Source organism: Microbacterium gilvum (assembly GCF_039543865.1).
In the GTDB taxonomy this organism is placed as follows: Bacteria; Actinomycetota; Actinomycetes; order Actinomycetales; family Microbacteriaceae; genus Microbacterium; species Microbacterium gilvum.
Window position 1 is genome coordinate 129,353 of sequence record NZ_BAABKO010000006.1, and the last position, 25,362, is coordinate 154,714.

Annotated in this window: 20 protein-coding genes; 12 read left to right on the plus strand and 8 right to left on the minus strand. The window is 73.5% G+C overall.

All coding sequences use genetic code 11. The features are described from left to right. Window positions 1–72 precede the first annotated feature (72 nt). Genes cofC through cofG form a run of 4 tightly spaced genes read right to left on the minus strand, consistent with a single transcriptional unit; the run spans window position 73 to window position 5,535 of the window. Window positions 73–702: a 2-phospho-L-lactate guanylyltransferase gene (cofC, locus tag ABD998_RS15630; RefSeq protein ID WP_345441202.1), complete on the minus strand. Its 630-nt coding sequence runs from the start codon at window positions 700–702 to the stop codon at window positions 73–75. Beyond that, complete coding sequence (gene fgd, locus ABD998_RS15635; RefSeq protein WP_345441205.1) at window positions 699–1,712, minus strand: glucose-6-phosphate dehydrogenase (coenzyme-F420); 1,014 nt, start codon at window positions 1,710–1,712, stop codon at window positions 699–701. The genes cofC and fgd overlap by 4 nt, the downstream gene beginning before the upstream one ends. Further along, a complete protein-coding gene (locus ABD998_RS15640; protein ID WP_345441208.1) occupies window positions 1,709–3,172 on the minus strand; it encodes a flavin-containing monooxygenase in 1,464 nt (487 codons plus the stop codon). The genes fgd and ABD998_RS15640 overlap by 4 nt, the downstream gene beginning before the upstream one ends. Beyond that, window positions 3,169–5,535: a 7,8-didemethyl-8-hydroxy-5-deazariboflavin synthase CofG gene (cofG, locus tag ABD998_RS15645; protein ID WP_345441211.1), complete on the minus strand. Its 2,367-nt coding sequence runs from the start codon at window positions 5,533–5,535 to the stop codon at window positions 3,169–3,171. Before cofG ends, ABD998_RS15640 begins: the two co-directional genes overlap by 4 nt. Before the next feature lie 125 nt (window positions 5,536–5,660). On the opposite strand from cofG, the gene ABD998_RS15650 reads away from it, so the two are divergent. After that, window positions 5,661–6,104: a hypothetical protein gene (locus ABD998_RS15650; protein WP_345441214.1), complete on the plus strand. Its 444-nt coding sequence runs from the start codon at window positions 5,661–5,663 to the stop codon at window positions 6,102–6,104. A gap of 14 nt (window positions 6,105–6,118) precedes the next feature. Here the strand turns inward: ABD998_RS15650 and ABD998_RS15655 are convergent, their stop codons facing one another. Beyond that, on the minus strand, window positions 6,119–8,821 hold the full coding sequence (locus ABD998_RS15655) for an ATP-binding cassette domain-containing protein (protein WP_345441217.1): 2,703 nt from the start codon (window positions 8,819–8,821) through the stop codon (window positions 6,119–6,121). Between the two features lie 164 nt (window positions 8,822–8,985). Between ABD998_RS15655 and ABD998_RS15660 the strand changes: the two genes are divergently transcribed. From ABD998_RS15660 to ABD998_RS15670, 3 genes are all read left to right on the plus strand, one after another. Then, a complete protein-coding gene (locus ABD998_RS15660; protein ID WP_345441220.1) occupies window positions 8,986–10,092 on the plus strand; it encodes an enoyl-CoA hydratase/isomerase family protein in 1,107 nt (368 codons plus the stop codon). Next, window positions 10,089–10,913, plus strand: coding sequence for a TIGR03620 family F420-dependent LLM class oxidoreductase (locus tag ABD998_RS15665; protein ID WP_345441223.1), 825 nt, complete (start codon window positions 10,089–10,091; stop codon window positions 10,911–10,913). The genes ABD998_RS15660 and ABD998_RS15665 overlap by 4 nt, the downstream gene beginning before the upstream one ends. A gap of 201 nt (window positions 10,914–11,114) precedes the next feature. Beyond that, window positions 11,115–12,470, plus strand: coding sequence for an MFS transporter (locus tag ABD998_RS15670; RefSeq protein WP_345441226.1), 1,356 nt, complete (start codon window positions 11,115–11,117; stop codon window positions 12,468–12,470). 41 nt (window positions 12,471–12,511) lie between these two features. Here the strand turns inward: ABD998_RS15670 and ABD998_RS15675 are convergent, their stop codons facing one another. After that, window positions 12,512–13,522: a LacI family DNA-binding transcriptional regulator gene (locus ABD998_RS15675; protein WP_345441229.1), complete on the minus strand. Its 1,011-nt coding sequence runs from the start codon at window positions 13,520–13,522 to the stop codon at window positions 12,512–12,514. Between the two features lie 194 nt (window positions 13,523–13,716). Here ABD998_RS15675 and ABD998_RS15680 point away from each other — a divergent pair, with 194 nt between their 5' ends. The 6 genes from ABD998_RS15680 to ABD998_RS15705 are packed head-to-tail and all read left to right on the plus strand — an operon-like array spanning window position 13,717 to window position 18,878. Continuing rightward, window positions 13,717–14,487, plus strand: a complete 771-nt coding sequence (locus ABD998_RS15680; RefSeq protein WP_345441232.1) for a LamB/YcsF family protein — start codon at window positions 13,717–13,719, stop codon at window positions 14,485–14,487. 7 nt (window positions 14,488–14,494) lie between these two features. After that, on the plus strand, window positions 14,495–15,205 hold the full coding sequence (locus tag ABD998_RS15685) for a 5-oxoprolinase subunit B family protein (protein ID WP_345441234.1): 711 nt from the start codon (window positions 14,495–14,497) through the stop codon (window positions 15,203–15,205). Beyond that, a complete protein-coding gene (locus tag ABD998_RS15690) occupies window positions 15,202–16,203 on the plus strand; it encodes a 5-oxoprolinase subunit C family protein (protein ID WP_345441237.1) in 1,002 nt (333 codons plus the stop codon). Before ABD998_RS15685 ends, ABD998_RS15690 begins: the two co-directional genes overlap by 4 nt. Continuing rightward, entirely contained in the window at window positions 16,200–16,961 is a 762-nt protein-coding gene (locus ABD998_RS15695) for an SDR family oxidoreductase (protein WP_345441240.1), read from the plus strand. The genes ABD998_RS15690 and ABD998_RS15695 overlap by 4 nt, the downstream gene beginning before the upstream one ends. A gap of 10 nt (window positions 16,962–16,971) precedes the next feature. After that, window positions 16,972–17,658, plus strand: coding sequence for a 4-carboxy-4-hydroxy-2-oxoadipate aldolase/oxaloacetate decarboxylase (locus tag ABD998_RS15700; protein ID WP_345441243.1), 687 nt, complete (start codon window positions 16,972–16,974; stop codon window positions 17,656–17,658). Beyond that, entirely contained in the window at window positions 17,655–18,878 is a 1,224-nt protein-coding gene (locus ABD998_RS15705; RefSeq protein ID WP_345441246.1) for an aspartate transaminase, read from the plus strand. The genes ABD998_RS15700 and ABD998_RS15705 overlap by 4 nt, the downstream gene beginning before the upstream one ends. Before the next feature lie 66 nt (window positions 18,879–18,944). Here the strand turns inward: ABD998_RS15705 and ABD998_RS15710 are convergent, their stop codons facing one another. Both ABD998_RS15710 and ABD998_RS15715 read right to left on the minus strand, forming a co-directional pair. Continuing rightward, window positions 18,945–20,042, minus strand: a complete 1,098-nt coding sequence (locus ABD998_RS15710) for a substrate-binding domain-containing protein (protein WP_345441249.1) — start codon at window positions 20,040–20,042, stop codon at window positions 18,945–18,947. Continuing rightward, entirely contained in the window at window positions 20,039–21,976 is a 1,938-nt protein-coding gene (locus ABD998_RS15715; protein ID WP_345441252.1) for a heparinase II/III family protein, read from the minus strand. Before ABD998_RS15715 ends, ABD998_RS15710 begins: the two co-directional genes overlap by 4 nt. Window positions 21,977–22,082: 106 nt before the next feature. Here ABD998_RS15715 and ABD998_RS15720 point away from each other — a divergent pair, with 106 nt between their 5' ends. Both ABD998_RS15720 and ABD998_RS15725 read left to right on the plus strand, forming a co-directional pair. Next, window positions 22,083–24,023, plus strand: a complete 1,941-nt coding sequence (locus ABD998_RS15720) for a DUF2264 domain-containing protein (protein ID WP_345441255.1) — start codon at window positions 22,083–22,085, stop codon at window positions 24,021–24,023. 35 nt (window positions 24,024–24,058) lie between these two features. Further along, window positions 24,059–25,360, plus strand: a complete 1,302-nt coding sequence (locus tag ABD998_RS15725; protein WP_345441257.1) for an ABC transporter substrate-binding protein — start codon at window positions 24,059–24,061, stop codon at window positions 25,358–25,360. The last annotated feature ends 2 nt before the right edge of the window (window positions 25,361–25,362 follow it).

Below are 25,362 nucleotides of genomic sequence, written 5' to 3' on the forward strand. Positions count from 1 at the left end.
CAGGGCGCCCGGACGGGCCGTGAACTACGACCTGGGGGAGGAACCGACTCGCCCAGGTCGCAGTTCGCGTCCTCAGGGCGCCCGGACGGGCCGTGAACTACGACCTGGGCGGAGCGCCGCGGTGCGGGGCCCCAGCCCGAGCGCGGCCGCGGCGTCGAGCTGCGCGAGCGTGTCGACGTCGCGGCGCAGCGTCGACGTCGCGGCGATCTCGAGCTCGACGAAGCCCGCCGCACGGTGGCGGGTGGCCGAGCCGGGGCCGAACGCGGGCTCGAGCGGAGCCCCCGTGCGCGCCGTGACGAGCGTCGACCCCGTGCCCTCGGCATCCGGGACGAGCCCGAGCGGCACCGCCTCGGCGAGCCCGAGCGCCGCGTCGAGATCGGCCGGCCGCAGCGCCGGCAGGTCGCCGAGCAGCACGGCGCGCGGCCGGTCGCCCGCCACCGCCGCGAGCCCCGCGCGGATGGCAGGGCCGAGCCCCGCGGGTGCCGTCTCGCGCACGACGCGGACGCGGGAGGCCGGGTCGTCGGCCCACGCGCCATCCGCCGTCACGACGACCACCTCGCAGACGCGCGCCGCTCGGCACGCGGCCTCGACGGTGTCGCGTGCGATGGCCTCCGCGAGGGCGGCGCGCCCGCTCCCGCCGAGCCGCGACTTGCCGACGGCGGCCGGCTTGACGGGGACGACGACGTGCCAGGCCGCCGTCACGCGCCGTACTCGGCGCGCAGGCGCGGCAGCACCTCTTCGCCGTAGAGCCGCAGGAACGCCTCCTGGTCGTGTCCCGGGTCGTGGAAGACGAGGTGGCGGAAGCCGAGCTCGATGTTCGCGCGGATGGCGGCGAGGTGCTCGTCGACGTCGTCGGAGACGATGAAGCGCGACGCGGCCCGCTCGACGGGCAGCTCCTCGGCGAGACGCTGCATCTCGAGCGGGTCGTCGACGCCCATCTTCTCCTCCGGCTTCAGCGCGAGGGGCGCCCAGAAGCGCGTGTTCTCGAGCGCCTGGGCGCGGTCGCGGCGGAACGACACCTTCACCTCCATGAGGGTGTCGACGTCGTCGCGCGTGCGTCCCGCCTTCGCGAGGCCGTCGTCGAACGCCGGGAGCAGCGTGTCGGTGTACAGCGACGGGTCCTTCCCGCTCGTCGTGATGTAGCCGTCGGCGATGCGCCCCGCGAGCCGGGTCGCGGCGGGTCCCGACGCGCCGATGTAGATCGGGACGAGCTCGTCGGGGCGGTCGTAGATCGTCGCGTTCCTCACCGAGTAGTACGTGCCGTCGAACGTCACACGGTCGTCGGTCCACAGGCGGCGGATGAGCCCGATCGCCTCCTTCATGCGCTGGAAGCGCTCCGGGGGCTCCGGCCACTCCAGGCCCAGCGTCACCTCGTTGAGCGCCTCGCCCGTGCCCACGCCGAGGATGAAGCGGCCGGGGTGCATCGCGCCGAGCGTGCCGAAGGCCTGGGCGACGACGCCGGGGTGGTACCGGAACGTCGGCGTGAGCACCGAGGTTCCGAGCAGCACGCGCGACGTGCGCTCGGCGGCCGCGCCGAGCCACGGGAGGGCCGCCGGTGCATGCCCGCCGTCGTGCATCCACGGCTGCAGGTGGTCGCTGAGGAACACCGAGTCGAAGCCGACCTCCTCCGCGAGCACGGCGTAGTCGAGCAGCTCGCTCGGCCCGAACTGCTCGGACGACGCCTTGTATCCGAACCGGAAGGGGATGGTCATGGCAGTGCTCCTTCGGGGGTGAGGGATGGCCGGCGCACGTCGTGCGCGACCAGGGCGAGACGCTCGCGGAAGGCGGCGACGGTCCCCGGCCACAGCAGCGTCAGCCGGCCGCTCCGGGAGTCGACGTACCAGTTGTCGCAGCCGCCGGCCACCCAGGGGGTGCGCGCGGAGCGGTCGACGATCTCGTGCGTGTACGCGGCCTCGGCCTCCGCCGTCACGCGCACATCCGCGCCCTCGGCGATGAGCGCGGCCGCGAACGCCGCCTGCTCCTCGAGCACGAGCACCGCGGAGGTGTGGCCGAGCGCCGCATTGGGTCCGCCCAGCACGAACAGGTTCGGGAAGCCGTGCACGAGGGTCGACCCCACCGAGGTCATCCCGTCGGCCCAGTGCGCGTCGAGGGTGGTGCCGTGCTCGCCGGTGACGAGCCGCGCGTACGGCTGCCGCGTCGATGCGAAGCCCGTCGCCAGCACGAGCGCGTCGGCGCGGTGCCGTGATCCGTCCGCCGCGACGAGCACGCCGTCGTCGATCCCGGCGAGGGCCGACGGCACGAGGTCGACGGCGTCCGACGCGACGGCGGGATAGAAGTCGTCGCTCAGCAGCACGCGCTTGCAGCCGAACTCGTAGCCCGGGGAGAGCGCGGCGCGGAGCGCGGGGTCGGCGACCTGCCGGGCGAGATGCGCGCGTGCGACCGCCTCCGCCTCCGCGGCGGCGCCGGGGTCGCCCGACCGCGAGGCGAACCGCGCCTCGCCCTCGTCGTGCAGGCGCGCCCGGAGCGCGGCGGCGGCCAGCGGGTCGGCCAGCTCGGCCCGCTCCTGCGGCGTGTACGCGCGGTCGTCCTTGGGGACGATCCACGCGGGCGTCCGCTGGAACAGCACCACCTCGGCGCCGGCGGCGGCCAGCCGCGGCACGAGCTGCACGGCGCTCGCGCCCGTGCCGACCACCGCGATGCGGCGGCCGGCGAGGTCGAGCGACGGATCCCAGCGGGCGGAGTGGAGGATCGGGCCGTCGAAGGTCTCGAGCCCCGGCAGCTCGGGGATGCGCGGCTCGGTGAGCCGCCCGCACGCGAGGATGACGTGGTCGGCGCGCAGATCTCCGGTCGCCCGCCCGCCCTGGTCGCCGGAGCCCGTCCGCACGATCCAGCCGTCGTCCCACCGGGCGTCGATGAGCGCTGTGCCGAACCGGATGTCGATGCCCTCGTCGTGCGCGATGCGCTCGAGGTAGCCGCGGATCTCCTCGCCCGGTGCGAACACGCGCGACCAGCCCGGCCACGGGTGCGTCGAGAGCCCGTAGAGGTGCGAGGGCACGTCGCACGCGACCCCGGGGTAGACGTTGTCGCGCCACGTGCCGCCGACGCCATCGCTGCGCTCGATTACGACGACGTCGCGCTCGCCGCTGGCCTTCAGCGCGAGTGCCGCGGCGATGCCCGCGAACCCCGCCCCCACGACGACGACGCGGCTCACGCGCGGCCGCCTGCGACGTCGCCGTAGGTCGTCGTGCGCTGGCGGAACGAGCGGAACAGGCGCGTGGCGATGCCGCGTGCCGCGTTCAGCGGCAGCTCGAGGCCCGCCTCCACACCGGCCCGCGGCGCGACGCGACCGTCGAGCAGCGTGCCGCCGAGGTCGTCGCCGCCCGCGCGCAGCAGCTCGATCGTCGTCTCGACGCCGTGACGCGTCCACGGGATCTGGATGTGCGCGATGGCGCCCGTGAGCAGGAGGCGCGACACCGCGACCATGGCGCGGTGCTCGTCGAGCGCGCTGCGGCCCGGCACCAGGGGGCGGCCGCCGCCGGGCAGCGGGATGGGCACGAACTCGGTGAAGCCGCCCGTCTCGCGCTGGATCGCGAGGAGCGTCCGCAGGTGCGCGATGCGCTCGGCGGCCGTCTCGACATGGCCGTAGAAGAGCACCGACGTCGAGCGGAACCCGGCGCGGTGCGCGGCGGTGATGCCCTCGATCCAGCGGTCGATCTCGAGATCGCCGGGCGCGATCTCGCGGCGGACGCGCTCGTTCAGCACCTTGACCCCGGTGCCGGGGACGGTGCCGACGCCCGCCTCGCGCATGGCCTGCAGCGCGCCGTCGAGGCCGAGCCCCGTGCGGTCGGCGAGATCGGCGACATCCTGCGGGCGGAACGCGTGCAGATGGATGGCCGGGGCCGCCTGCGCGAGCGTGCGCGCGATGTCGAGATACGCCTCAGGGCGCTCGCCGGGTGCGACGAGCCCCTGCACGCAGATCTCCGTGAGGCCGAGGTCGACCGCGTCGCGGGCGATGTCGCCGAGGAGCCCGAGGTCGTACTCGTCGTCGGCACCGGCCCCCGCCGCGCGGAATCCGCTCGAGGCGACGTTGCGGTTCGCGACGACGCCGACCGACTCGCCGACCGTGTACCGGCGGACGTCGTCGGCCGTCTGCGCGAGGGCGTCGAGCTCGTCGCCCGTCGCGACGAGCAGGCGCCCCCACTCGGCGTCGTCGAGCGAGGCCGGGTCCTGCGCCGCGCGTTCGAGGACGGCGGCGATGAGGCCTCCCGGCGCCGAGAGCGACACGCCCAGGTCGCTCGGCGCAGGGGAGGCGACGCCCGACGGCGCTCGCCCCTCCGGCTGCACGAGGCCGCCGTCGGCCGCCGTGCGGGCGAGGCCGTCGGGTCCTGCGAGAGCGCGCGTGGCGTCTCGGATGGCCGGGTCGAGCCATCCGTCGTCGACGAACTCGGGATGCGCCGTGAGCCGTTCGCGCAGGGTGAAGCCGAGCTCGGCCGTGCGGGCGGCGAGATCGTCGAGGTGGGGCCACGGCCGCTCGGGGTTCACGTGGTCGGCGGTGAGGGGCGACACCCCGCCCCAGTCGTCGGCGCCGGCCCGCACGAGCAGATCGAGCTCCTGCGGGTCGGAGAGGTTGGGCGGCACCTGGACCCGCATGCGCGGACCGAGCACGAGCCGCGCGACGGCGACCGCGGCGACGTACTCGCGGAGGCCCGCGTCCGGGGCATCCCGCATCGCGGTGCGCGGCTTCGCGCGGAAGTTCTGCACGATGACCTCCTGCACGTTCCCGTGCCGCTCGTGCACGTCGCGCAGTGCGACGATCGACTCGGCGCGGTCGCGCAGCGTCTCGCCGATGCCGACGAGGATGCCCGATGTGAACGGGATCCGGGCGCGCCCCGCGTTCTCGAGGAGCGCGAGGCGGACGGCGGGGTCCTTGTCGGGGGAGCCGTAGTGCACGCCGCCCGGCTCGGTGAAGAGGGTGCGCGACGTCGTCTCGAGCATGACGCCCATGGACGGGGCGACGGGGCGGAGCGCGGCGAGCTCCTCCGGGCTCATGACGCCGGGGTTCAGGTGCGGCAGCAGCCCCGTCTCGTCGACGATGAGCCGGGCCATCGCGGCGACGTACTCGAGCGTCGAGGCGTAGCCGTGCGCGTCGAGCCAATCCCGGGCCTCGGGCCAGCGCGCCTCCGGACGGTCGCCGAGCGTGAGCAGCGCCTCCTTGCATCCGAGCGCCTGACCCTGCCGGGCGACGGCGAGCACCTGCTCGGGCGACATGTAGGCGGGCTTGCGCTTCTTCAGGAGCTGACCGGGGGTGTCGACGAAGACGCAGTAGTGGCAGCGGTCGCGGCACAGCGTCGTCAGGGGGATGAACACCTTGCGCGAGTAGGTGAGGACGCCGGATCGGCCGACGAGAGCGAGGCCCTCGTCGCGCACGCGGGAGGCCGTCCGCAGCAGGGCGGAGAGGTCGTCGCCCTCCGCCCGCAGCAGCGCGAGGGCGTCGTCGACATCGAGCCGCTCACCGCGCTCGGCGCGGTCCAGGGCCCCGAGCAGGGTGGGGGCAACCTGGTCGATCGGAGTCACCGCTCCAGTCTCCCACCGCCGCCGCGGGCGGGCGCCGCGCGCTCTGACGACGTCCACAGCGAGATCGTCACGGATCTGTGAGGTGCGGCCATCCGCCCGGCCGCGCGCGCTGGCAGGATGGACGCATGGTGTCCCTGCTCCTGGATCGCTCGCAGCTGGAGATCGTGCTGTCGCCGACGGAGCGCGCGCTCGCGTTCCAGCGGAGCAGCGTCCGCGTCGAGCGGCGATCGATCGTCAAGGTGCAGCTCACGGAGGACCCGTGGACGTGGCTGCGGGGAGTCCGCGCGACGGGAACGCACATCCCCGGTGTCGTCGCGCTCGGCACGTGGCGCGCGGAGTCGGGCGACGACTTCGCCGCGGTGCGCGGTCGCCGCCTGCCCGGCGTCGTGATCGACCTCGACGGGACGGGTGCATTCGAGCGGCTCGTCATCTCGACTCGGCACGGCCTCGCGCTCACGAAGGCCCTGCGCCTCGACCTGTCGCGGCAGGCGGACGTGGCCGATCTCGCCGCTGCGCCGCCGAGGAAGCGGGCGCCGCGCGCCGCGCCGCGCCCCGCCCCCGCGGTCTGAGGATCCGCCCCGGGTCAGCGCTGCTCGTCGCCCTCCGGGCGCTCGTCCGCGTCGCCGCGGAGCAGCTCGTCGAACGACACGCTCTCGGGGTGCTCGCCGGCCGTGACGTCGGAGTCGTCCTCGTCGTGCTGCGGCGGCACGAGCGGGATGGCGACGGTCTCGGTCGCGCCGGAGTCGATCGTCGGGATCGCGACCGTCGGCGCACCCGGGTCGCCGAGGAACGCCGCGGCGCCGCCGATCGTCTCGTCGCCGCCCGACAGCAGGTTCGCGAGACGGTCGGAGCCCGGGAGGTGGGGGCGCCCGCCGTCGTCGAACGGCACCCATTCATCCGCCTGCTCGACCGCGTCGGGGGTGTCGGCGTCGTCGTGCGGGGCGTGCTCGTGCGCACGGCCCTCGCGCTCCGCCGCCGTCACGGACTCGGGAGCCTCGTGCTCACGACGCCACTCGCCGTGGTCGCCGTCGAGCGCGGGCGAGATCGCGAAGGCGTCGGCCTCGGCGATCTCGCGCGCGAACGCATCGTCGGATGGCGCGGGCCGCGTCGACACGTCGGCCGTCTCGTCAGCGATCTCGGACTGCTGCCGAGGCGTCTCGTCGTGCGCGCTCGCGTCGTCGGCGGACTCCCCGTCTGCGGGCGCGGCGTCTGCGGAAACGTCGTGGGGGGCGTCGTCCTCCTCCGCCCTGTCGGCCCTGCTCTCGTCGGCCGAGGCCTCGTCATCCGAGGCGGCTGCCGCGTCGTCGTCGAACCCGAGCGCGGCGAACGCGCCGAACCCGTCATCTGCGGTCTCGTCCTCCGAGAGGGGAGCGTCTTCCGCACCGGGTTGCGCAGCGTCCCCGCCGGTCGGCGTCTCCTCCGAGTCGGTCTCCTCCGAGTCGGTCTCCTCGACCGAGGCGTCTCCGGCCGCGTCGCCGTGAGCGGCTTCGCGCTCGCCAGCCGCGCCGTCGGCCGACTCGCCACCGGTCTCCGTTTCGCTGCCGGCATCGTCAGCCGCGTTGTCCGCTGTCTCGTCGCCGCCTTCTGCGTCGGCGGCTTCGCGCTCGCCAGCCACGCCGTCTGCGGTCTCGTCGTCGGCGTCCTCGCCAATGAGGATCTCGTCGTCGGTCGACTCGCCGTGGGCTTCGGCCTCGACGTCGGCCTCGTCAGCCGCGCTGTCCGTCGTCTCGTTGTCGTCGCCTTCGGCGTCGGCGGCTTCGCGCTCGTCGGCCGCGACGTCAGCGGCCTCTCCGTCAGCGGCCTCTCCGTCTGCGGCCTCGCCGTCGACCGACATGCCGTCGGCCTCGGCCTCGTCTTCGACAACGGGATCGACAGCCGTGTCGTCCGTCGTCTCGCTGTCGCCGCCTTCGCCGTGAGCGGTCTCGCCCTCGACAGCCGCGACATCGCCCGGCTCGCCGACGCCGTGCTCGCCGGTGACAGCGTCGCCCACGGCATCCTCAGCTTCGGCAGCCTCTCCGTCCAGGCCTTCTCCGTCGGGAGCCGCAGCGCCGGTGGTCTCGCGGTCGGCGTCTCCGGTCTCGCGGTAGGCGTCGCCGGTCTCCTCGTCGGCACCATCGATGTCGGCCGCTTCAGCGTCGGCATTCTCGACGTCGACTGCCTCGAGGCGAGCCGACCCGCCGTCGGCACCCTCGTCCTCGTCCTCGTCAGCCACAGCGCTCGCGAGACCCGCCGTCACGCCCGCTCCTGCGACGACGCCACCTGCGACGGCGCCCGCTCCTGCGACGGCCCCCGTGTCCGCGCCGTCCTCCGCAGCGCTCGCGTCCGCGCCCTCGCCCGCCCCCGCGCCATCCGGCTCGCGTCGCGGCTCGAGGGCCGCCGTCATGGGCGGCACGTACTCGCCTTTGACGAGCTGCAGGAAGACGTCCTCGAGCGAGGGGCTGCGCTGCTGCAGCGTCGTGAGCGCGACCCCCGCCTGTGCGGCGACGGAGCCGATCTCGGCCGCCGTGGCACCGTGCACGTTGATGCCGGAGCGGAGCAGCTCGAGCGAATAGCCCGCCGCCCGCAGCGCCTGCGAGAGGCCCGCGCGGTCGAGCGAGTCCACAGCGACGGTCTGCGACGACGCGTCCTCGAGGTCCTCGATGCCGCCCGCGAACACGAGCGAGCCGTTCGAGATGACAAGCAGGCGGTCGGCCACCTGCTGGATCTCGCTCAGCAGATGAGACGACACGAGCACCGTGCGTCCCTCGTCGGCGAGGCGCCGCATGAGCAGGCGCATCCAGCGGATGCCCTCGGGATCGAGGCCGTTCGCCGGCTCGTCGAGCACGAGCACGCCCGGGTCTCCGATCATCGCCTCGGCGACCGCGAGACGCTGCGTCATGCCCAGGGAGTACCCCGACAGGCGCATGTCGGCGATCTCGGCGAGGCCGACGAGCGACAGCACCTCTCCCACCCGCGAGGCCGCGACACCCGCCTGCCTCGCGACCGCGGCGAGATGCTTGGCCGCCGTGCGGCGCGGGCGGAACGTCGGGCTCTCGGGAACCCACCCGACATGGCGGCGCGGCCCGGACAGCTGCGCGAAGGTCTTGCCGTCGATCGTCGCCCGACCGGAGGTGGCGCGCACCTGGCCCAGCAGGATGCGCAGCGTCGTCGTCTTCCCGGCGCCGTTCGGCCCGAGGAATGCGGTCACGAAGCCGGGGTCGACGCGCGCGGTGAAGTCCGAGACGGCGGCGATGCCGTCGAAGGTCTTCGTGACGCCGGTGAACTCGAGCACCTTGCCGTCGGTCATGGTGGCCCCTCCCAATGCGAACATGCCCCGTGCGAACATGCCCAGTGCGTGCATGTTCTGTCTATCTTGTCGGAGACCGCGCACGAAACGCGGCACATCCGTGTCGCCTTCCTCCACGGGCAGCGGTCGCAGGGCGCCTCGGCACGGCGGGTAACGTGGCACCCGTGACCCCCACGACACCGCAGCGCCGCGTCTCCTCGTTCATGCGCAGCGGCGTCGGATGGCTCACGCTCGAGCGGCCCGAGGCCATCAACGCGCTCGACCGCGGCATGCTGCAGGAGGTCCGCGCGGTGCTCGAGGCGTGGCGCGATGAGCCCGATGTCGCGATCGTGCTGCTGCAGGGAGCGGGCGAGCGGGGGCTCAGCGCGGGAGGGGACATCCGGGCCCTGTACGACGCGGTGCGCACGGGAGGGGAGGCGGCGGCGATGCCGTTCTTCCTCGACGAGTACCGCCTCGACGCCGTCATCGCGGAGTATCCGAAGCCCGTCGTCGCGATCGCCGACGGCGTCACGATGGGCGGCGGCATCGGCCTCGCCGGGCCTGCGCACGTGCGGGTCGTGACGGAGCGCTCCCGCCTCGCGATGCCGGAGACCCGCATCGGGTTCTCGCCCGATGCGGGAGGGTCGTGGCTGCTCGGCCGGGCGCCGGGCCGTCTCGGCGAGTACCTCGCGCTCACGAGCGACGTCATGGGCGCCGCCGACGCCATCCACTGCGGCTTCGCCGACCACCTCGTGCCGAGCGAGCACCTCGACTCGCTCGCCGACGCCCTCGAGATGCGCGCGGACCCCTCCACACCGGCCGAGCTCGTCATGCTCTTCGACGAGACCCCGGGTGCCGGACCGATCGAGCGGGCGCAGCCGTGGATCGACGTCGCCTTCGCCGCCGACACCGTGACCGAGATCAGGGAGAGGCTGGAGCAGCTCGTCGCGCAGGGCGTCGGAGCGGATGAGGCGCGCACGCCCGCGGACGCGCTCGTGGCGCTCGACGGGCGATCCCCGACGGCGCTGGTCGTCGCACTCGCCGCGGTGCGGTCGGCGCGGGCGCTGCCGTCGCAGCGCCACGCGCTCGAACAGGAGTACCACCTGATGTCGTGGTTCCTGGTGACGCAGCCCGACCTGCCGGAGGGCATCCGCGCGCAGGTGGTCGACAAGGACCGCCGGCCCCGGTGGAATCCCGCCCACGTGGCGGACGTGCCGGCCGACACGGTCGGCCGCGCGTTCGCTCACCGTGCGGCCGATGCCCTCTTCCCCGATCCGGAGGCGCGCTCGTGACGACGAAGGCCGCCTTCGGGCGCATCGGCGCATGGCGATCGGCGACGCAGCTCGACGGGGCGTTCGCGGCGCGCGCCGAGCAGCTCGGCTACGGCACGCTGTGGGTGGGAGGCTCTCCCGTCTCCGACCTCGTGATCGTCGAGGAGCTGCTCGACGCCACGGAGCACATCCTCGTCGCGACGGGCATCGTGAACATCTGGCAGGCCGACGCGGCGTCGGTCGCGCAGTCGTTCCACCGCATCGAGGATGCGCATCCCGGCCGCCTCGTCCTGGGCATCGGATCGGGTCATCGCGAGGCGACGCCGGAGCGCATCCGCCCGCTCGCGGCTCTCCGCTCCTACCTCGACGTGCTCGACGACGAGGGCGTCGGCCCCGATCGGCGGCTGCTCGCGGCGCTCGGCGACCGCACGCTCGCGCTCGCGGCGGAGCGCACGCTCGGCGCCCATCCGTACTTCACGCTGCCCGAGCACACTGCGCACGCCCGTCGGGTGATGGGGTCGGACGCGCTGCTGGCGCCCGAGCTGACCGTGGCGCTGGGCGATCGCGCGCTCGCCGCTGCACGCCCGTTCGTGCGCCGTTATCTCGGCCTGTCGAACTACGTCGTGGCGCTGCGGCGCTCCGGCGTCTCGGACGCCGATGTCGACGGCGGCGGCAGCGAGGCGTTCGTCGACCGCATCGTCGCGAACCCCGCACCGGCGGACGCGGCGGCGGGAGCCGCCGCCCATCTCGCCGCAGGAGCCGACCACGTCGCCGTGCAGGCGCTCGGCGACGACCCCCTCGGCGCGCTGGAGCAGATCGCGGTCGAGCTCGACCTCATGTAGCCGACCCGCTCCGGGCGGTGCGCCGTCGGTACGCTCGGATGGCAAAGCGGATGGCACGGTGAACGGGGGCTGAACAGGTTCAGTCGCGGATTCTCAACGAAACATCCGCGAAATATGGCAAGGAGTTGGCACACTCCTTGCCGCCCGGTTTCTCGCGGTCCTACCGTTCCAGACACACAGCCCTGGTTCGATGGAGACGACATGACGACCTCCGCTACACCCCGCAAGACCCCCGCCAAAGCGGCGATCGCATCGTGGGTCGGCACCACACTGGAGTACTACGACTTCGCCGTCTACGGCACGGCGTCGGCACTCGTGCTCAACCAGCTCTTCTTCCCCGAGGAGCTCCCCGACGGCGTCGCCGTCCTCCTCAGCATGGCCACCCTCGCGGTCGGCTATGTCGTGCGGCCGCTCGGGGCCTTCATCCTCGGCCCGCTGGGCGACCGGTTCGGACGCAAGTTCGTCATGATGCTCACGCTCTTCGGCATCGGCGTGTGCACGTTCATCATCGGCTGCCTGCCGACCTACGAGCAGATCGGCGTCCTCGCGCCCGTGCTGCTCGTCGTGATCCGCGTGATCCAGGGGCTCTCGGTGTCGGGCGAGCAGGCGAGCGCCATCACGATGAGCCTCGAGCACGCCCCCGAACGGCGCCGCGCGTTCACCACGAGCTTCACGACGAGCGGCTCCGCCTCGGGCGGCCTGCTCGCCACGGCGGTGTTCATCCCGTTCGCCTCGCTCCCGCAGGAGCAGCTGCTCACCTGGGGATGGCGTGTGCCCTTCTGGCTGTCGGCGGTCGTCGTCGTCGTGGCCTACATCATCCGCCGCACCCTGGAGGAGCCGCCCGCGTTCCTCGAGACGCAGGCGATCAAGGTGCAGATGGCCCCTATCGCGCAGGCGACCCGCTTCCACTGGGTGGCCATCCTCCGCATCGCGGCGTGCGCGCTCATCGCGGGGGTCAGCTACCTCTTCGCGACGTTCTCCGTCGCGTTCGCGACGACGGGATACGGCCTCGACCGACCGACCATGCTCTGGGTGCCGGTGCTCGCGAGCCTCCTCGCCCTCGCCTACACGCCCGTCGCGGGGCTCCTGGCAGACCGGATCGGGCGCAAGACCGTCTTCCTCATCGGCGCGATCGGCGCCGGCGTCACGACGCTGCCCTATCTCTGGGCGATCACGACAGGAGACTGGGTGCTCATCTTCACCCTCGGCATCCTGTGCAACGGCCTGTTCTACTCCACCGCGAACGCCGCGTGGCCGTCGTTCTTCGCGGAGATGTTCCCCAACCGCGTGCGGGTGTCGGGACTCGCCGTCGGCACCCAGATCGGGTTCGCCATCGCGGGCGCGATCGGACCGGTCGCGTCCACCGCGCTCTCCGGCTCCGACCTCACGGGCTGGGTCGGCCCCGGCCTGCTCGCACTCGGCCTGACGCTCGTGTCGGCCGTCGCCGCAGCCACGGCGAAGGAGACGCGAGACTACACCGTCGACGAGCTCGACGACCTGCAGCAGTCCGAGCACGAGAAGGCGGCCGTCACCGCGGCGATCGTGCTGCCGCGCTGACCGGCGTGACGAGACCCCCGGGGCATGCTCCGGGGGTCTCGTCACGCCCGCGCCGGCCCCGTCGACGCCCGCACCGTGAGGTGCGCGGAGATGCGGTCGATGCGCTCCGAGCGGTCGCGCGTGGAGAACCGGCCGATGAGAAGATCGACGGCCGCGCGGCCCGCGCTCTCGCCCGGCGAGGTCACGGTCGTGAGCGGCGGCGAGGAGAAGGACGAGCCGAAGATGTCGTCGCAGCCGACGACGCTGAGGTCGTCGGGGATCGTCACGCCGAGCCGATGGAACCGGTCGAGCGCGCCGATCGCGAGCACGTCGTTGAAGAAGATGCAGGCGGTCGCCCTCGTGAGCACCACCGCATCGGCGGCCGCAGCGCCGTTGGCGAGCGTCGGCTGGTACCGGCCCACCTCGACGAGGTCGACGTCGTGCTCGTCGGCCGCCGCGGCGATGGCGGTGAAGCGGACGTGGTCGGTCCACGAGCCGTGGGGGCCGTGCACGTACGCGATGCGCGCGTGGCCGAGGGACTGCAGGTACTGCAGCGCCTGGGCGAGGCCCTCGGGGGTGTCGATGACGACGCCGGGGAGTCCGCGCGTCTCGCGGTTGACGAGGACGGTCGGCGTGATCTGCGCCACGGAACGGAGGACCTCGTCGTCCACACGGGGGGAGGAGACGACGATGCCGTCGACGGTGCGCGCGAGCTCGCGCAGCCAGTGCTCCTCCATCGTGAGCGACTCCTCCGTGCTGACGAGCAGGTGGAGATAGCTCGCCGCGCGGATCTGCGCCTGCGCGCCGCGCGTCACGTCGAGGTTGAAGGGGTTCGTCAGGTTCGGCAGCACGAGCGCGATGGTGCCGCGGGCGAGGCGGTCGTCGCGCGGCGGCAGGAGAGCGGAGCTGTAGCCCATCTCCTGCGCCTTGCTCGTGATCCTCTCGTACATGGCCGGGCTCACCCGGTTCGGATTCGACAGGGCGCGCGAGACCGTGGACGGCGCGACTCCGAGCACCTGGGCGATCTCCGTCAGCGTCACGCGCCGCTGCACCCTGCGTGCCGGCACCGCCATTCCGTGCTCCCATCGATCGATTTCCCGACAGCATATCGTCTGCACGATTCTTGCCAAGAGGCACCGACAGAAAGGCGTCATAGCAGGTTCTCTCACGGGAATCTGGCACGGAATTGGCATGAGACTGCACTCATCTGTGCCATCGTCCTAGCCTGGTCGCAGCATCAGCCTGACGACAGCATCGGAGGTGGGCCATGGGCCGCAGGATCGACCTGGTCGCGGATCTCGGCGAGGGATTCGGGCCGTGGCGCATGGGCGACGACGCCGCCCTGCTCGACGTGCTGACCTCGGCGAACATCGCGTGCGGGTTCCACGCCGGCGACCCCCGGATCATGGATGAGACGGTGCGCGCCTGCGCGCACCGAGGCGTGGGCATCGGCGCGCATCCCTCCTTCCCCGACCTCGCGGGGTTCGGCAGGCGCGACATGGGCCTGAGCGCGGAGGAGGTGCGCACCGACGTGCTCTACCAGCTCGGCGCCCTGCAGGCCATCGCGTCGTTCCACGGCGCATCCGTCACGCACCTCGCGCCGCACGGCCGGCTGGGCAACCTCGTCGCGGTGCGCGAGGACTACGCCGGCGCGATCGCCGAGGCCGCGGTGCGCGTGGACCCCTCCCTCATCGTCCTCGCGCAGGACGGCGCCCTCGCCGACGCCGCACGGGCCGCCGGCCTCCGCGTCGGCATCGTCGGAATCGCCGACCGCGCGTACCAGGACGACGGCACGCTCGTCCCGCGCAGCCAGCCGGGCGCCGTGATCCACGACCCCGACGAGATCGAGCGGCGCACCGTTCGGATGGTCGTGGACGGCGTCATCGAGAGCCGAGGGGGCGTGGCCATCCCCGTCGCATGCGACACCGTGCTCGTCCACGGCGACACCGACGGCGCCGTGGCTCTCGCCCAGCGGATCCGCGTCGGGCTGGAGCGGGCCGGCGTCGAGATCGCTCCGCTCGCCGGCTGGCTGGAGTGACGTCGCCGTGCTCCCGTCGTCCGTCTCCGTATCCGCCAGCGGCGACGCCGCGCTGCGCGTCGCGAGCGCACTCGACGACCGCGAAGCCGGATGGCGGCTCGTGCACCACCTCGCGCGCCGTCTCGACGCGCTCCGCGTCCCCGGTGTCGAGTGCGTCATCCCGACGTACGACGCCGTGCTCGTCGAGCTCGATCCCACCGAGGTGTTCGCGGAGCGCCTGGGGGCGCTGCTCGGAGAGCTGATCTCCGACATCGACGTCGACCGCCCGCTCACCGCATCGCCGCGCATGTTCGACGTCCCCGTGCTCTACGACCTCGACGGCGAGCTCGACCTCGCGGCGGTCGCGCACGCGCAGGGGCTGGAGCCCGCCGACGTCGTCCGCCTGCACGGCGAGCCCGCGTACGTCGTCCGGTGCCTCGGGGCGCCCGGCGGCTCGCCCATGCTGGACGGCCCGCCGCTCCCGCTCCCGGTCCCCCGTCTCCCGAGCCCCCGCGCGCACGTGCCTCAGGGCGTCGTCTCCGTCGCAGGCCGGCAGGCGACGATCACCCCCGCCGCCGCGCCGGGGGGATGGCCGCTCATCGGCCGCACGCCGCTCACCGTGCTCGATCTCGGGGCAGAGCCGTTCGTCCCCTACGAACCCGGCGACGTCATCCGCTTCCACCCGATCGGCCGCGACGAATACGACGCGCTGCGCGGCACGCGGATGGCACCCCGATGAGCGCGGGCACGCTGACCGTCGTCGAGGCGGGGTCGGCGCAGATCACCGACCTCGGACGGCGGCGAGGGCCGCGCTTCGGCGTCCCGGCGAACGGGGCGCTCGACCAGGGTGCGGCGCGCATCGCGAACATCCTCGCGGGCAACCCCGACGACGCTCCGCTCATCGAGATCACGGCGTTCGACGCCGAGTTCGTCCCCGACGTCGACATCCTCGTCGCCGCCTCGGGGGCGGAGGGCGTGCTGCGCGTCGGCGGGGTCATCCGCCCCTGGAACGAGCCCGTCTCGGTGCGCGCCGGCGAGCCGGTCTCCGTCCGCGCGCTCCGCGGAGGCCTCCGCGCCTATCTGGCCGTCCGCGGATCGTTCGACGTGCCCCTCCTGCTCGGCAGCTGCGCACCCGACTCCGTGCTCGGTTTCGGCGAGCGCCTCGCCGCCGGCGGGGCCGTGACGCTGCGCGCCGCGACGCCGCCCGTCGTCAACCCCGCCTTCGGCACCGCGCTCTTCCGGCTGGATGTGCCCGCACGCGCGGCGAAGGGGGTCGTCGAGGTTGCGGACGGGCCGGACGCCGCCGACTTCGCGGGCACCGCCGACCGGCTGTTCGCCGCGCCGTACACGGTGAGCCCGACGAGCAACCACATCGGCCTCCGCCTCACGGGCGCCCCGCTGCCCGAACGGTGCGCGACGGGCGAAGTGCTCTCGCGCGGGGTGCCCGTGGGTGCCGTCGAGGTGCCGCCGGGCGACGAGCTGCTCGTGCTGCATCGAGGGCGCGGCGTCACCGCCGGCTATCCGGTGCTCGCCGTCGTCACCTCGGCCTCGCTCGACGCGCTCGCGCAGGTCCGCCCGGGCGAGCGGGTGCGGTTCCGGCGTGTGTCCGACGCGGACGCCGCTGCCCGTGCCCGGCGCGATCGCGCCGCGCGCGACGCCCTCCGCCTCCGCGTCCGGTCCGTCTTCGCGGCGCTGGACGTGCCGCCCCCGACCTCCACCGGAAGGACCCCCGAATGACATTCACCGACTACCGCGTCGCGGTCGTCACAGGCGCGACGAGCGGCATCGGCCGCGGCGCCGTCGACCTGTTCCTCTCCCAGGGACTGACCGTGCACGCGATCGCGCGCGACGCGTCGCGCCTGGCCGAGCTCGCCGAACGGGGTGTGATCGTGCACGCTCTCGACGTGCGCGACACCGACGCGCTCGAGCGCGCGCTCGACGGCGTGGAGGCCGACATCGTGCTGAACAGCGCGGGGGTGAGCCGTTCGGGCAACATCCTCGACGCCACGGCCGCCGACCTCGACGACATGGTCGAGGTGAACCTCGGCGCCGTCATGCACATCCTGCGCCTGCTCTACCCCGGGATGGTCTCGCGCGACAGGGGCCATGTGCTCAACATCTCGTCGATCGCCGGGCACTACAACTTCTTCGGGCACACGGCCTACCACGCGACGAAGGCCGCCGTACATCAGCTGTCGCGCCAGCTGCGCAACGACGCCCTCGGCACGCGCGTGCGGGTGACGGAGCTCAGCCCCGGACGCATCGAGACGGAGATCTTCTCGCGGAACCTCGGCGGCACGCCCGAGACCGACGCAGCAGCGTGGGCGACCTACTACGAGGGCTACGAGTCGCTCACGGTGGACGACATCGTCGCGGCCATCGACTACGCCGTCGGCGCCCCCGTGCACGTCAACGTGGGGCTCCTCGAGATCATGCCCACCTTCCAGGTGCCCGGAGGGCTCACCTTCGATCGCCGCACGCAGGACGCAGAGTAAGGACACCACCATGGTTCACGTCACCACCCGCATCGAGCGCGCCGACGCCGCCGACATCGCACGACTCGGCGAGTTCACCGCCGCGACCATCCACGAGGCGCAGGGCCGTCGCGGCGCCGTCGCCTCGCGGATCAAGCCGATCGACCCCGAGACGTCGTTCGCCGGGTCGGCCTTCACCGTCGTCTGCGCACCGCGCGACAACCTCATGCTGCAGGTGGCCATCCACTACGCGCAGCCCGGCGACGTGCTCGTCGTCGCAGCGGGGGAGCTCGGCGAGGCGGGCATGTTCGGCGATGTGCTGGGCAACGCGTGCAAGGCGAAGGGCATCGCGGCCCTCGTCACCGACGCGGGTGTGCGCGACACACGGGAACTGCGCGAGCTCGGGCTGCCCGTGTTCTCCGGCAGCGTGTCGATCAGGGGCACCGTCAAGGAGACGCTCGGCGCGCTCAACCAGCCCGTCGTGTTCGGGGGCGAGCTCATCCGTCCGGGCGACATCGTGAAGGGCGACGCCGACGGCGTCGTCGTCGTGCGCCGCGAGGAGGCGCGCGAGGTGGCCGAGCTGGCGGCCGCACGCGACGCGCACGAGGCGTCGCTCATCGAGAAGTACTGGGCGGGCGGGACAACGATCGAGCTGTGCAACCTCGTCGACGTGCTCGCCGCGAAGGGCCTCACGACCGACCTCGAGGACGCGTCGTGAGCGGCATCCCGGCCTCGGCGTTCTCCCCTGCCGCGCGGCTGGGGCGCATCCAGCCGTCGCCGAGCACGGCGGCCGCCGCACGCGTCCGCGAGCTGAAGGCCGAGGGGCGCCGGATCCTCGATCTCACGGTGGGGGAGCCCGACTTCGACACGCCGGAGCATGTGAAGGAGGCCGCCATCGCGGCCATCCGGGCGGGCGAGACGAAGTACACGCCGGTCAACGGCACGCCCGCGCTCCGAGAGGCCATCCGCGGCTCGCTGCGCCGCACGCACGGCATCGAGTACTCGGACGCCGAGATCACGGTCGGCGGCGGCGGCAAGCAGGTCATCTTCCTCGCGCTCATGGCGACCGTCGACGCCGGCGACGAGGTGCTCGTCCCCGCGCCGTACTGGGTGTCGTACCCCGACATGGTGCGCGCGAACGAGGGCGAGCCGGTCATCGTCGCCACGTCGGCCGAGAACCGCTACAAGCTGACACCGGAGGCTCTCGAAGCGGCGATCGGGCCACGCACGACCTGGCTCATCCTCAACAGCCCCGGGAACCCGAGCGGCGCCGTCTACTCGGAGGACGAGCTGGCGGCGCTCGCCGCGGTGCTGCGCCGGCATCCCCGCGTGTCGGTGCTGTCCGACGAGATCTACAGCGAGATCTCGTTCACGGGAGCGCCCGCCCCGAGCCTCGCCGCCGTCGCTCCCGACCTCCGCCATCGCGTGCTCGTCGTGTCGGGCGTCTCGAAGTCGTACGCGATGACGGGGTGGCGCCTGGGGTACGCGGCGGGCGACCCCGCGCTCGTGAAGGCGATCAACACGCTCCAGTCGCAGACGTCGTCGTGCCCGTCGTCGATCAGCCAGGCCGCCGCAGCGGCCGCGCTCTCGGGCCCGCAGGACTTCATCGCGCGCACCGTGCCCGTCTACGCCGAGCGCCGCGACGCGGCCGTGGCCGGGTTCTCGGCGATCGACGGGCTGGAGCCGCTCATCCCCGACGGCGCGTTCTACCTCTCCGTCGACTGCGCGGGGCTCATCGGCCGCCGCACGGACGACGGACGGACCCTCGCCGACGACCAGGACGTCACGCTCTACCTGCTCGACCGTGCGGGCGTCGCGGTCATCCAGGGGTCGGCGTACGGCCGGTCGCCGTTCTTCCGCATCTCGTTCGCGACCGACCTCGGCACCCTCACCGCGGCCGTCGACGCCGTCGCGGAGGCCGTCGCCGCGCTCCGCTGACGCGCTCCCGCATCATGGTGCCGGGCACACAGGCACCGTCGGCCTGGACATCCTCGCTTCGCTCGCTCAGCGACCTGCCGGCGCCCCGGTCGACGCGCGCACGTTCAGCGCGGGGCTGAGCGTCAGGCGGTGCACGGGGCGCGACGGGTCGGCCATCCGCGACAGCAGCAGGTCGAGGGCGGCCCGTCCGAGTGCGGCGCGGGGAGGCGCGACGCCCGTGAGGGCGGGCGTGGAGAGCTCGGCGAACTCGTCGTCGTAGGCGACGACCGACAGGTCGCCCGGCACCGTGAGCCCGCGTGACAGGGCGAGATCGACGATCGCCATCGCCTCGCGGTCGGAGTGGACGAGCAGCGCCGTCACGCCCGCCTTCAGCACGGCGTCGAGCATGTCGTCGATGCCGCGCGAGAATCCGGGCGATGCGCGATCCGGGAGGATGCGCTCGACGTGCTCGGCGGGCGTGAGGCCGAGCTCGCGGCACGCGGCCGTCCAGCCCGCGATGATCTTCCGCGAGGTGGGGGACGTCCGCGAGATGAGCAGCCCCACCTTGCGATGGCCGAGCTGCGCGAGGTGGCGTGCGGCGAGCAGGGCCCCGAGCGCATGATCGGTCGTGACCGACTCCACGGGCGTCCCGTCGGGGCGGCGCACCGCGTCGCGCTCGGCGAGCACGAACGGCACGCCCGAGCCGGCCAGCCAGTCGACGACGTCCTGCGCGTACTCCGTGTCGGTGTTCGGCACGACGACGAGGCCCGAGACGCCCTCGTTCTCGACCATCCGCTCGAGGACGGGGCGCTCGTCCTGCAGGTCGTACGACGTGCCGCGCAGCAGCATGGCCACACCGCGCCCGCGCCCCTCCTGCTCGATCGAGCGCACCACCTGCGGCCAGTAGAAGTCGAGCGACGGCACGAGGACGCCGACCGTCGTCGAGGCCGCGGGGTCGGTGGACGGCCGCCGTGCCGCGACGCCGCCGGGCGGGGGGACGGCCCCGCCGTGCACGCGGATGAGCAGGCCCTCCTCCTCGAGCTGCTGCAGGTCGCGGCGCAGCGTCACCGCCGCGACGCCGAACTCCGTGACGAGCTGCGACACCCGCACGGCGCCCGCGCGGGCGAGCACGTCGAGGATGAGATCGCGCCGCGATGCCGCGAGCGGCGCCGCCTGGTCGCTCACCGTCCGGCTCCCGCGGCGTCGGCGTCCTGACGCACGACGACGGTCAGCTCCGTGAGCGCCGACACGTCGATGTCGATGCGCGACAGCCGCGCGCCCCACACATCCGCCAGCATGGGGTCGTCGATGGCGCGGTCGACGACGCGAGCCGGCGCGGCGGCATCCCACGCGAGCACGACGGGCGTCGCGCCGTCGAGCGGGCGGATGCGCGCCGATCCGGGCGAGAGCACGACCTCCCCCGCCACGACGAAGCGCACCTCGACGGGGCCGTCTCCCTCCGTCAGCCGCCACCGGTCGGCGATCACGACCGCGCCGCCCTCCCCGGGACCGCCCTCCCCGGGCCCGCCTTCTGCGCGGTCGAGGCGGATGGCGCGGCGCCAGCTCGCGAGGCCCGTCACGTCGTAGGCCCCCGCGAGCTCGAGCTCGATCCCGTCGTCGTCCACGGCGACGAGCTCCGCGGCGCGCTCGACGCCCGCCGGCTGCTCCCTGCCGTGGACGAACGGCACGCTGTGCCATCCGCTCCGCATCGGCCACAGCTCGTACCGCTCGTCGCCGAACGTGCGGGCCTCGTAGGTCGGGCGTCCCGCGTCGACGAGCACGGGAACGCCGTCGGATGCGACGATCACCTCGCCGACGTCGTTGTGGTTGTGGTTCTCGCCGTTGTGGCCGCCCTTGGCGACCACGGCGAGCCCCGCGGCGTCTCCGCCGCTCTCGCGTACGACGAGCATCTGCGTCGACGGCAGCCAGATCCTCTCGGGCAGCGGGTCGGCGCCGTCGGCCGCACCCAGCCACGCCGGGTCGGCGGCGCCGCGCAGCACGCGCCCGAGGCCATCCGATGCCGCGACAGCCGGGTGCGCGGGGTCGCGGTGCAGCGCCGCGAAGGCCTCGGCGTCGCGGTCTCCCACGCGCCGTGCGGCGCGGTGCAGCGCGTGCCACGGCTGCGGCCCCGTCTGCCGTGCCTGCCCGTCGGCGGCGTTCGCGAACCACTCGCCGCCCAGGTGCATGCGGTGCGGGAAGGCGATGACCTGCCGCACCGCCTCGATCCGGGGGACGGGGTCGAGGCCCGTCGCATGCGCGAGCACGTCGAGCGCCTCGAGCAGCCGGCAGGCGCCGTTCCACCAGTACGCGTATCCCTCGTCGATCGCGCCGTCCTCCGGCAGCACGGCGACGTAGCGGTCGAGTCCCTCGACGACGAGATCGACGATGCGCAGACGCTCGTCGGCCTCGTCCGGCGCGTCGAGGAGCTGCAGCGCTCCGACGAGCACGTTCCCGTGGATCCACGGGTTCCAGTTGTGCACGTGCCCGTCGAGGCCGATCCAGTGCCAGTCGCGGCGGGCGAGGAACGGCGCGAAGATGCGGGTGCGCGCCTCGTGCCGCACACGGGATCGGAAGCCGGGGAACCGAGCCTCCAGCACCTCGCCGAGCACATGGTCGAGCCACGCGAGCTGCCCGACGACCTCGCCAGCGCCGAGGTCGACGTACGGGTCGGTGACGGTCGCGAGCACGGCGCCGTGGCGGGCGCGCGTGTCGTCGTGCGCCGGCCAGCACCACGAGCTCTGCTCGCACAGCATGACGGCGCCGTCGAGCGTCTCGTCGAGCCAGCGCTCCTCGCCCGTCGCGAGCGCGAGGAGCGCGACCCGGGTGAGCCGGTGCTGGCGGGCGAACGCCGGCGTCTCCCAGGCGACGCGGTCGCCGTCGCCGTGGAAGCGCGCCGCGTCGTGCGCGCGGGGCTGCGGCCATGGCGTGGCGAGCTCGGCCTCCGCCTCCGCACGGAACGCGGCGACGGTCTCCGCGTCGAGGGCGTCGCGGCGGATGGCCGGCAGTGCGGCCCCGGGCGGCGCGAGCACGAGCGGATAGTCGCCGCGCAGCGCCTCGAGCGCGCGGGCGAGCGGACCACGGAAGACGGGAGGGGAGTCGGTCGTCGTCGAAGCCGGCATGAAGTGATCATAAACGATCAGAGCTGATCGAAACAGTGTTTGGGGCGTCGAATCTGATTGATACGCTCCTCGATGTCACCCTGACGGATCTTCGAAGGAGAACTCCGTGCCCCACGCCACCGCCGCCTGGACGCGCTCCGACTGGACCGCGTACGCCGACCGCCTGCTCGCCGGGGCCATGGCGCACGGCACGCCCGGTCGAGGACGCATCCTCATCCCCGGAGCCGAGGGCGGCTACGGGCGCGATGTCGACGGCCTCGAGGGCTTCGCGCGCACGTTCCTCATCGCCGGCTTCCGCATCGCCGGCGAGCGCGGCGAGGGCGTCGACCCGCTCATCGACTTCTTCAGCGCCGGCATCTGCTCGGGCGTCGACCCGGATGCGCCCGACCGCTGGGTGCGGATGGAGGAGCACGGGCAGGCGAAGGTGGAGGCGGCCTCCATCGCCCTCATCCTCGACATGACCCGGCCGTGGATCTGGGACCGGCTCGACGCGCTCACGCAGCAGCGCGTCGTCGACTACCTCGCGCCCGCCGTCGGCGACGACACCTACCCGCCCATCAACTGGCTGTGGTTCCGCCTCGTCGTGCAGACCTTCCTCCGCTCCGTGGGCGGGCCGTGGTCGCCCGACGACGTCGCCGCCGACCTCGCATTGCACGACACCTTCGCGCGGGGCGCGGGATGGATGTCGGACGGCGCCGCCCGCTCCTACGACCACTACGTGGGCTGGGCGCTGCACCTCTACCCCATCCTGTGGGGGCGCATGCAGGGCGCCGCCGAGCTCGCCGGCGACAGGATCGCGCGCGATGCCGCCTCCCTCGACCGCTTCCTCCAGGACGCCGTGCACCTCGTCGGCGGCGACGGCTCGCCGCTCATCCAGGGCCGCAGCCTCATCTACCGCTTCGCCGCAGCCGCGCCGTTCTGGGCGGGCGTCGTCGCGGGCGTCCCCTCCGTTCCCGCCGGAGCCCTCCGCCACGCCGCTGAGCGCATCGTGTCGCACTTCGCCGAGCGCGGCGCCCCCGACGAGCGCGGCGTCCTCTCGATGGGATGGCACGGCGAGTGGCGGCCGCTCGCGCAGTCGTACTCGGGGCCCGGCTCGCCGTACTGGGCGGCGAAGGGGCTCCTCGGCATCATGCTGCCGTCCGACCACCCGGTCTGGACGGCCCCGGCGCAGCCCCTCCCCGTCGAGCAGGGCGACACGCTCCGCGCCGTCGAGGCGCCGGGATGGATCGTCTCGGGCACGCGCGCCGACGGCATCGTGCGCGTCGTCAACCACGGCACCGACCATGAGCTCGAGGGGGCGCTCGTCGCCGACTCCCCGCTCTACGCGCGCCTCGGCTACTCGACGGCGACGAGCCCGCTGCTCGACGAGCGCGGATGGCGCGAGCCGCTCGAGCAGTCGGTCGCGCTCGTCGACGTCGCGGGCGCCGCGACGCACCGTGCCGGCATGGCGCTTCGGGCGGCGAGGGTGGACGACGGAGTGGGCGTCGCCGCATCGACGTGGAGCGCGCACACGTTCGTCGCCGACGCCGACCAGGTCGCGCATGGCTCCGGCCTGCGCGGCACGGCCGCCGTCGCGGCGCGCATCGATGTCGTCTCCCTCGTCCGCGGCGCGCACGAGGTGCGACTCGCGCGCGTCGACGACGTCGCCGTCCCGCTCGCGGGGCTCCGCGTGCGCTGGGGCGGATGGCCCGTGGCGGGCGACGACGTCGTCTCGCGCGTCGCGACGAGCCCGCACGCGCATGCGTCGGCGTCCGCGGGCGGCGTGACGAGCGCCATCCGCGCCATCGACCACGTCGCGAGCGCGCGCGTCGACGAGCGCCGCGACGCGAGCCCGCTCGGCCCCGTCGCCGCCGTGCCCGTGCTCGAGAGCCCCGTGCGACCGGGCGTCTGGACCGCCGTCGAGCTGACGCTCGGCGGGTCGGGCCCGGCACCGGCCGAGACGCGGCTCCGCCTCGAGGGCGACGTCGCGCACATCACCTGGCCCGACGGCCCCGAGACGTCGACGACCCTCCCCGACCTCCGCGCGGCGCAGCCCGCGTCGCGCTGACCCCACCCCCCCCGCAGCAAAGGAGCAGCACTCCCATGAAGAAGCACATCATCGCCACCACGGCCGGCCTCGCGGTCTCGGCCCTCGCCCTCGCCGGGTGCAGCGGCGGCACGACGTCGACGACCGATCCCGACGGGCCCATCACCCTGACCCTGTCGGGCTGGAGCGTCGAGACGACCCCCGAGTTCCAGCTCCTGGCCGACGCCTTCCACGAGCAGAACCCCGACGTCACGGTCGAGATCGTCGACTACGACCCCGCCGAGTACAACACGCTCGTCACGGCCGACCTCGCCGCAGGCAAGGGCCCGGACATCATCACGCAGAAGGAGGTCAAGTACCTCACCACCTTCCAGGAGGGCGGTCAGCTGCTCGACGTCTCCGACGTGGAGCTGCCAGACGGGATCGGCGGTGCCTCGGCGTACGAGGTCGACGGCACGGCCTACGCCGTCCCGTACCGCCAGGACTCGTGGGTGCTCTACTACAACACCGCCCTCTTCGACGAGGCGGGCGTGGCCTACCCCGACGGCACCTGGACGTGGGACGACTACGAGGCGGCGGCCGAGGAGCTCACGACGAAGCTCGCCGATGCCGGCTCGTCCGCCAAGGGCGCATACCAGCACGGCTGGCAGTCGACCGTGCAGGGCTTCGCGACCGCGCAGACCGAGGGCGCCGATCTGCTCAGCGGCGACTACGACTACTTCGCGTCGTACTACGAGCGCGTGCTCGCCCTGCAGGAGGCGGGCGCCCAGGAGGCGTACAACACGGTCACGGCGAACCAGCTCACCTACCAGGGCGAGTTCGGCACGCAGAAGGCCGCGATGCTGCCGATGGGCACGTGGTTCGTCGCCACGCTCATCTCCCAGCAGGCGTCGGGCGACGCCGACGACTTCGAATGGGGCATCGCGCCCATCCCGCAGCAGGACGCGTCGACGACCGGCGCCGACGCGACGCCCGTGACCTTCGGCGACCCGACCGGCTTCGGCATCAACGCGAACATCGACCAGGGCAAGGTCGACGCCGCGAAGGACTTCCTGGCCTTCGCCGCGAGCGAGGAGGCGGCGACCGCGCTCGCCGAGATCGGGATCACTCCCGCTCTCCTCACCGATCCCGTCGTCGAGGCGTACTTCTCGGTGGACGGCGCCCCGCAGGACGAGCTGTCGACGTTCGCCGTGCAGACGCACGAGACCCTGCCGGAGAGCCCCACGTCGAGCAAGACGGCGGCCGTGCAGAACATCCTGAACGACATGCACTCGGCCATCCTGTCCGGCTCGGCCGATGTCGACGCCGCGATCTCGGAGGCCGAGGAGCGCGTCGCGAACGAGGTCGGGGTCGAGTAGGA

Bases quoted from the DNA above. Each gene is read 5' to 3' on its own strand.
- ABD998_RS15700 (WP_345441243.1), top strand. From the start codon at position 16,972: ATGGTTCACGTCACCACCCGCATCGAGCGCGCCGACGCCGCCGACATC.
- ABD998_RS15695 (WP_345441240.1), top strand. From the start codon at position 16,200: ATGACATTCACCGACTACCGCGTCGCGGTCGTCACAGGCGCGACGAGC.
- ABD998_RS15715 (WP_345441252.1), bottom strand. From the start codon at position 21,976: ATGCCGGCTTCGACGACGACCGACTCCCCTCCCGTCTTCCGTGGTCCG.
- ABD998_RS15680 (WP_345441232.1), top strand. From the start codon at position 13,717: ATGGGCCGCAGGATCGACCTGGTCGCGGATCTCGGCGAGGGATTCGGG.
- ABD998_RS15725 (WP_345441257.1), top strand. From the start codon at position 24,059: ATGAAGAAGCACATCATCGCCACCACGGCCGGCCTCGCGGTCTCGGCC.
- ABD998_RS15650 (WP_345441214.1), top strand. From the start codon at position 5,661: ATGGTGTCCCTGCTCCTGGATCGCTCGCAGCTGGAGATCGTGCTGTCG.
- ABD998_RS15690 (WP_345441237.1), top strand. From the start codon at position 15,202: ATGAGCGCGGGCACGCTGACCGTCGTCGAGGCGGGGTCGGCGCAGATC.
- ABD998_RS15670 (WP_345441226.1), top strand. From the start codon at position 11,115: ATGACGACCTCCGCTACACCCCGCAAGACCCCCGCCAAAGCGGCGATC.
- fgd (WP_345441205.1), bottom strand. From the start codon at position 1,712: ATGACCATCCCCTTCCGGTTCGGATACAAGGCGTCGTCCGAGCAGTTC.
- ABD998_RS15655 (WP_345441217.1), bottom strand. From the start codon at position 8,821: ATGACCGACGGCAAGGTGCTCGAGTTCACCGGCGTCACGAAGACCTTC.
- ABD998_RS15675 (WP_345441229.1), bottom strand. From the start codon at position 13,522: ATGGCGGTGCCGGCACGCAGGGTGCAGCGGCGCGTGACGCTGACGGAG.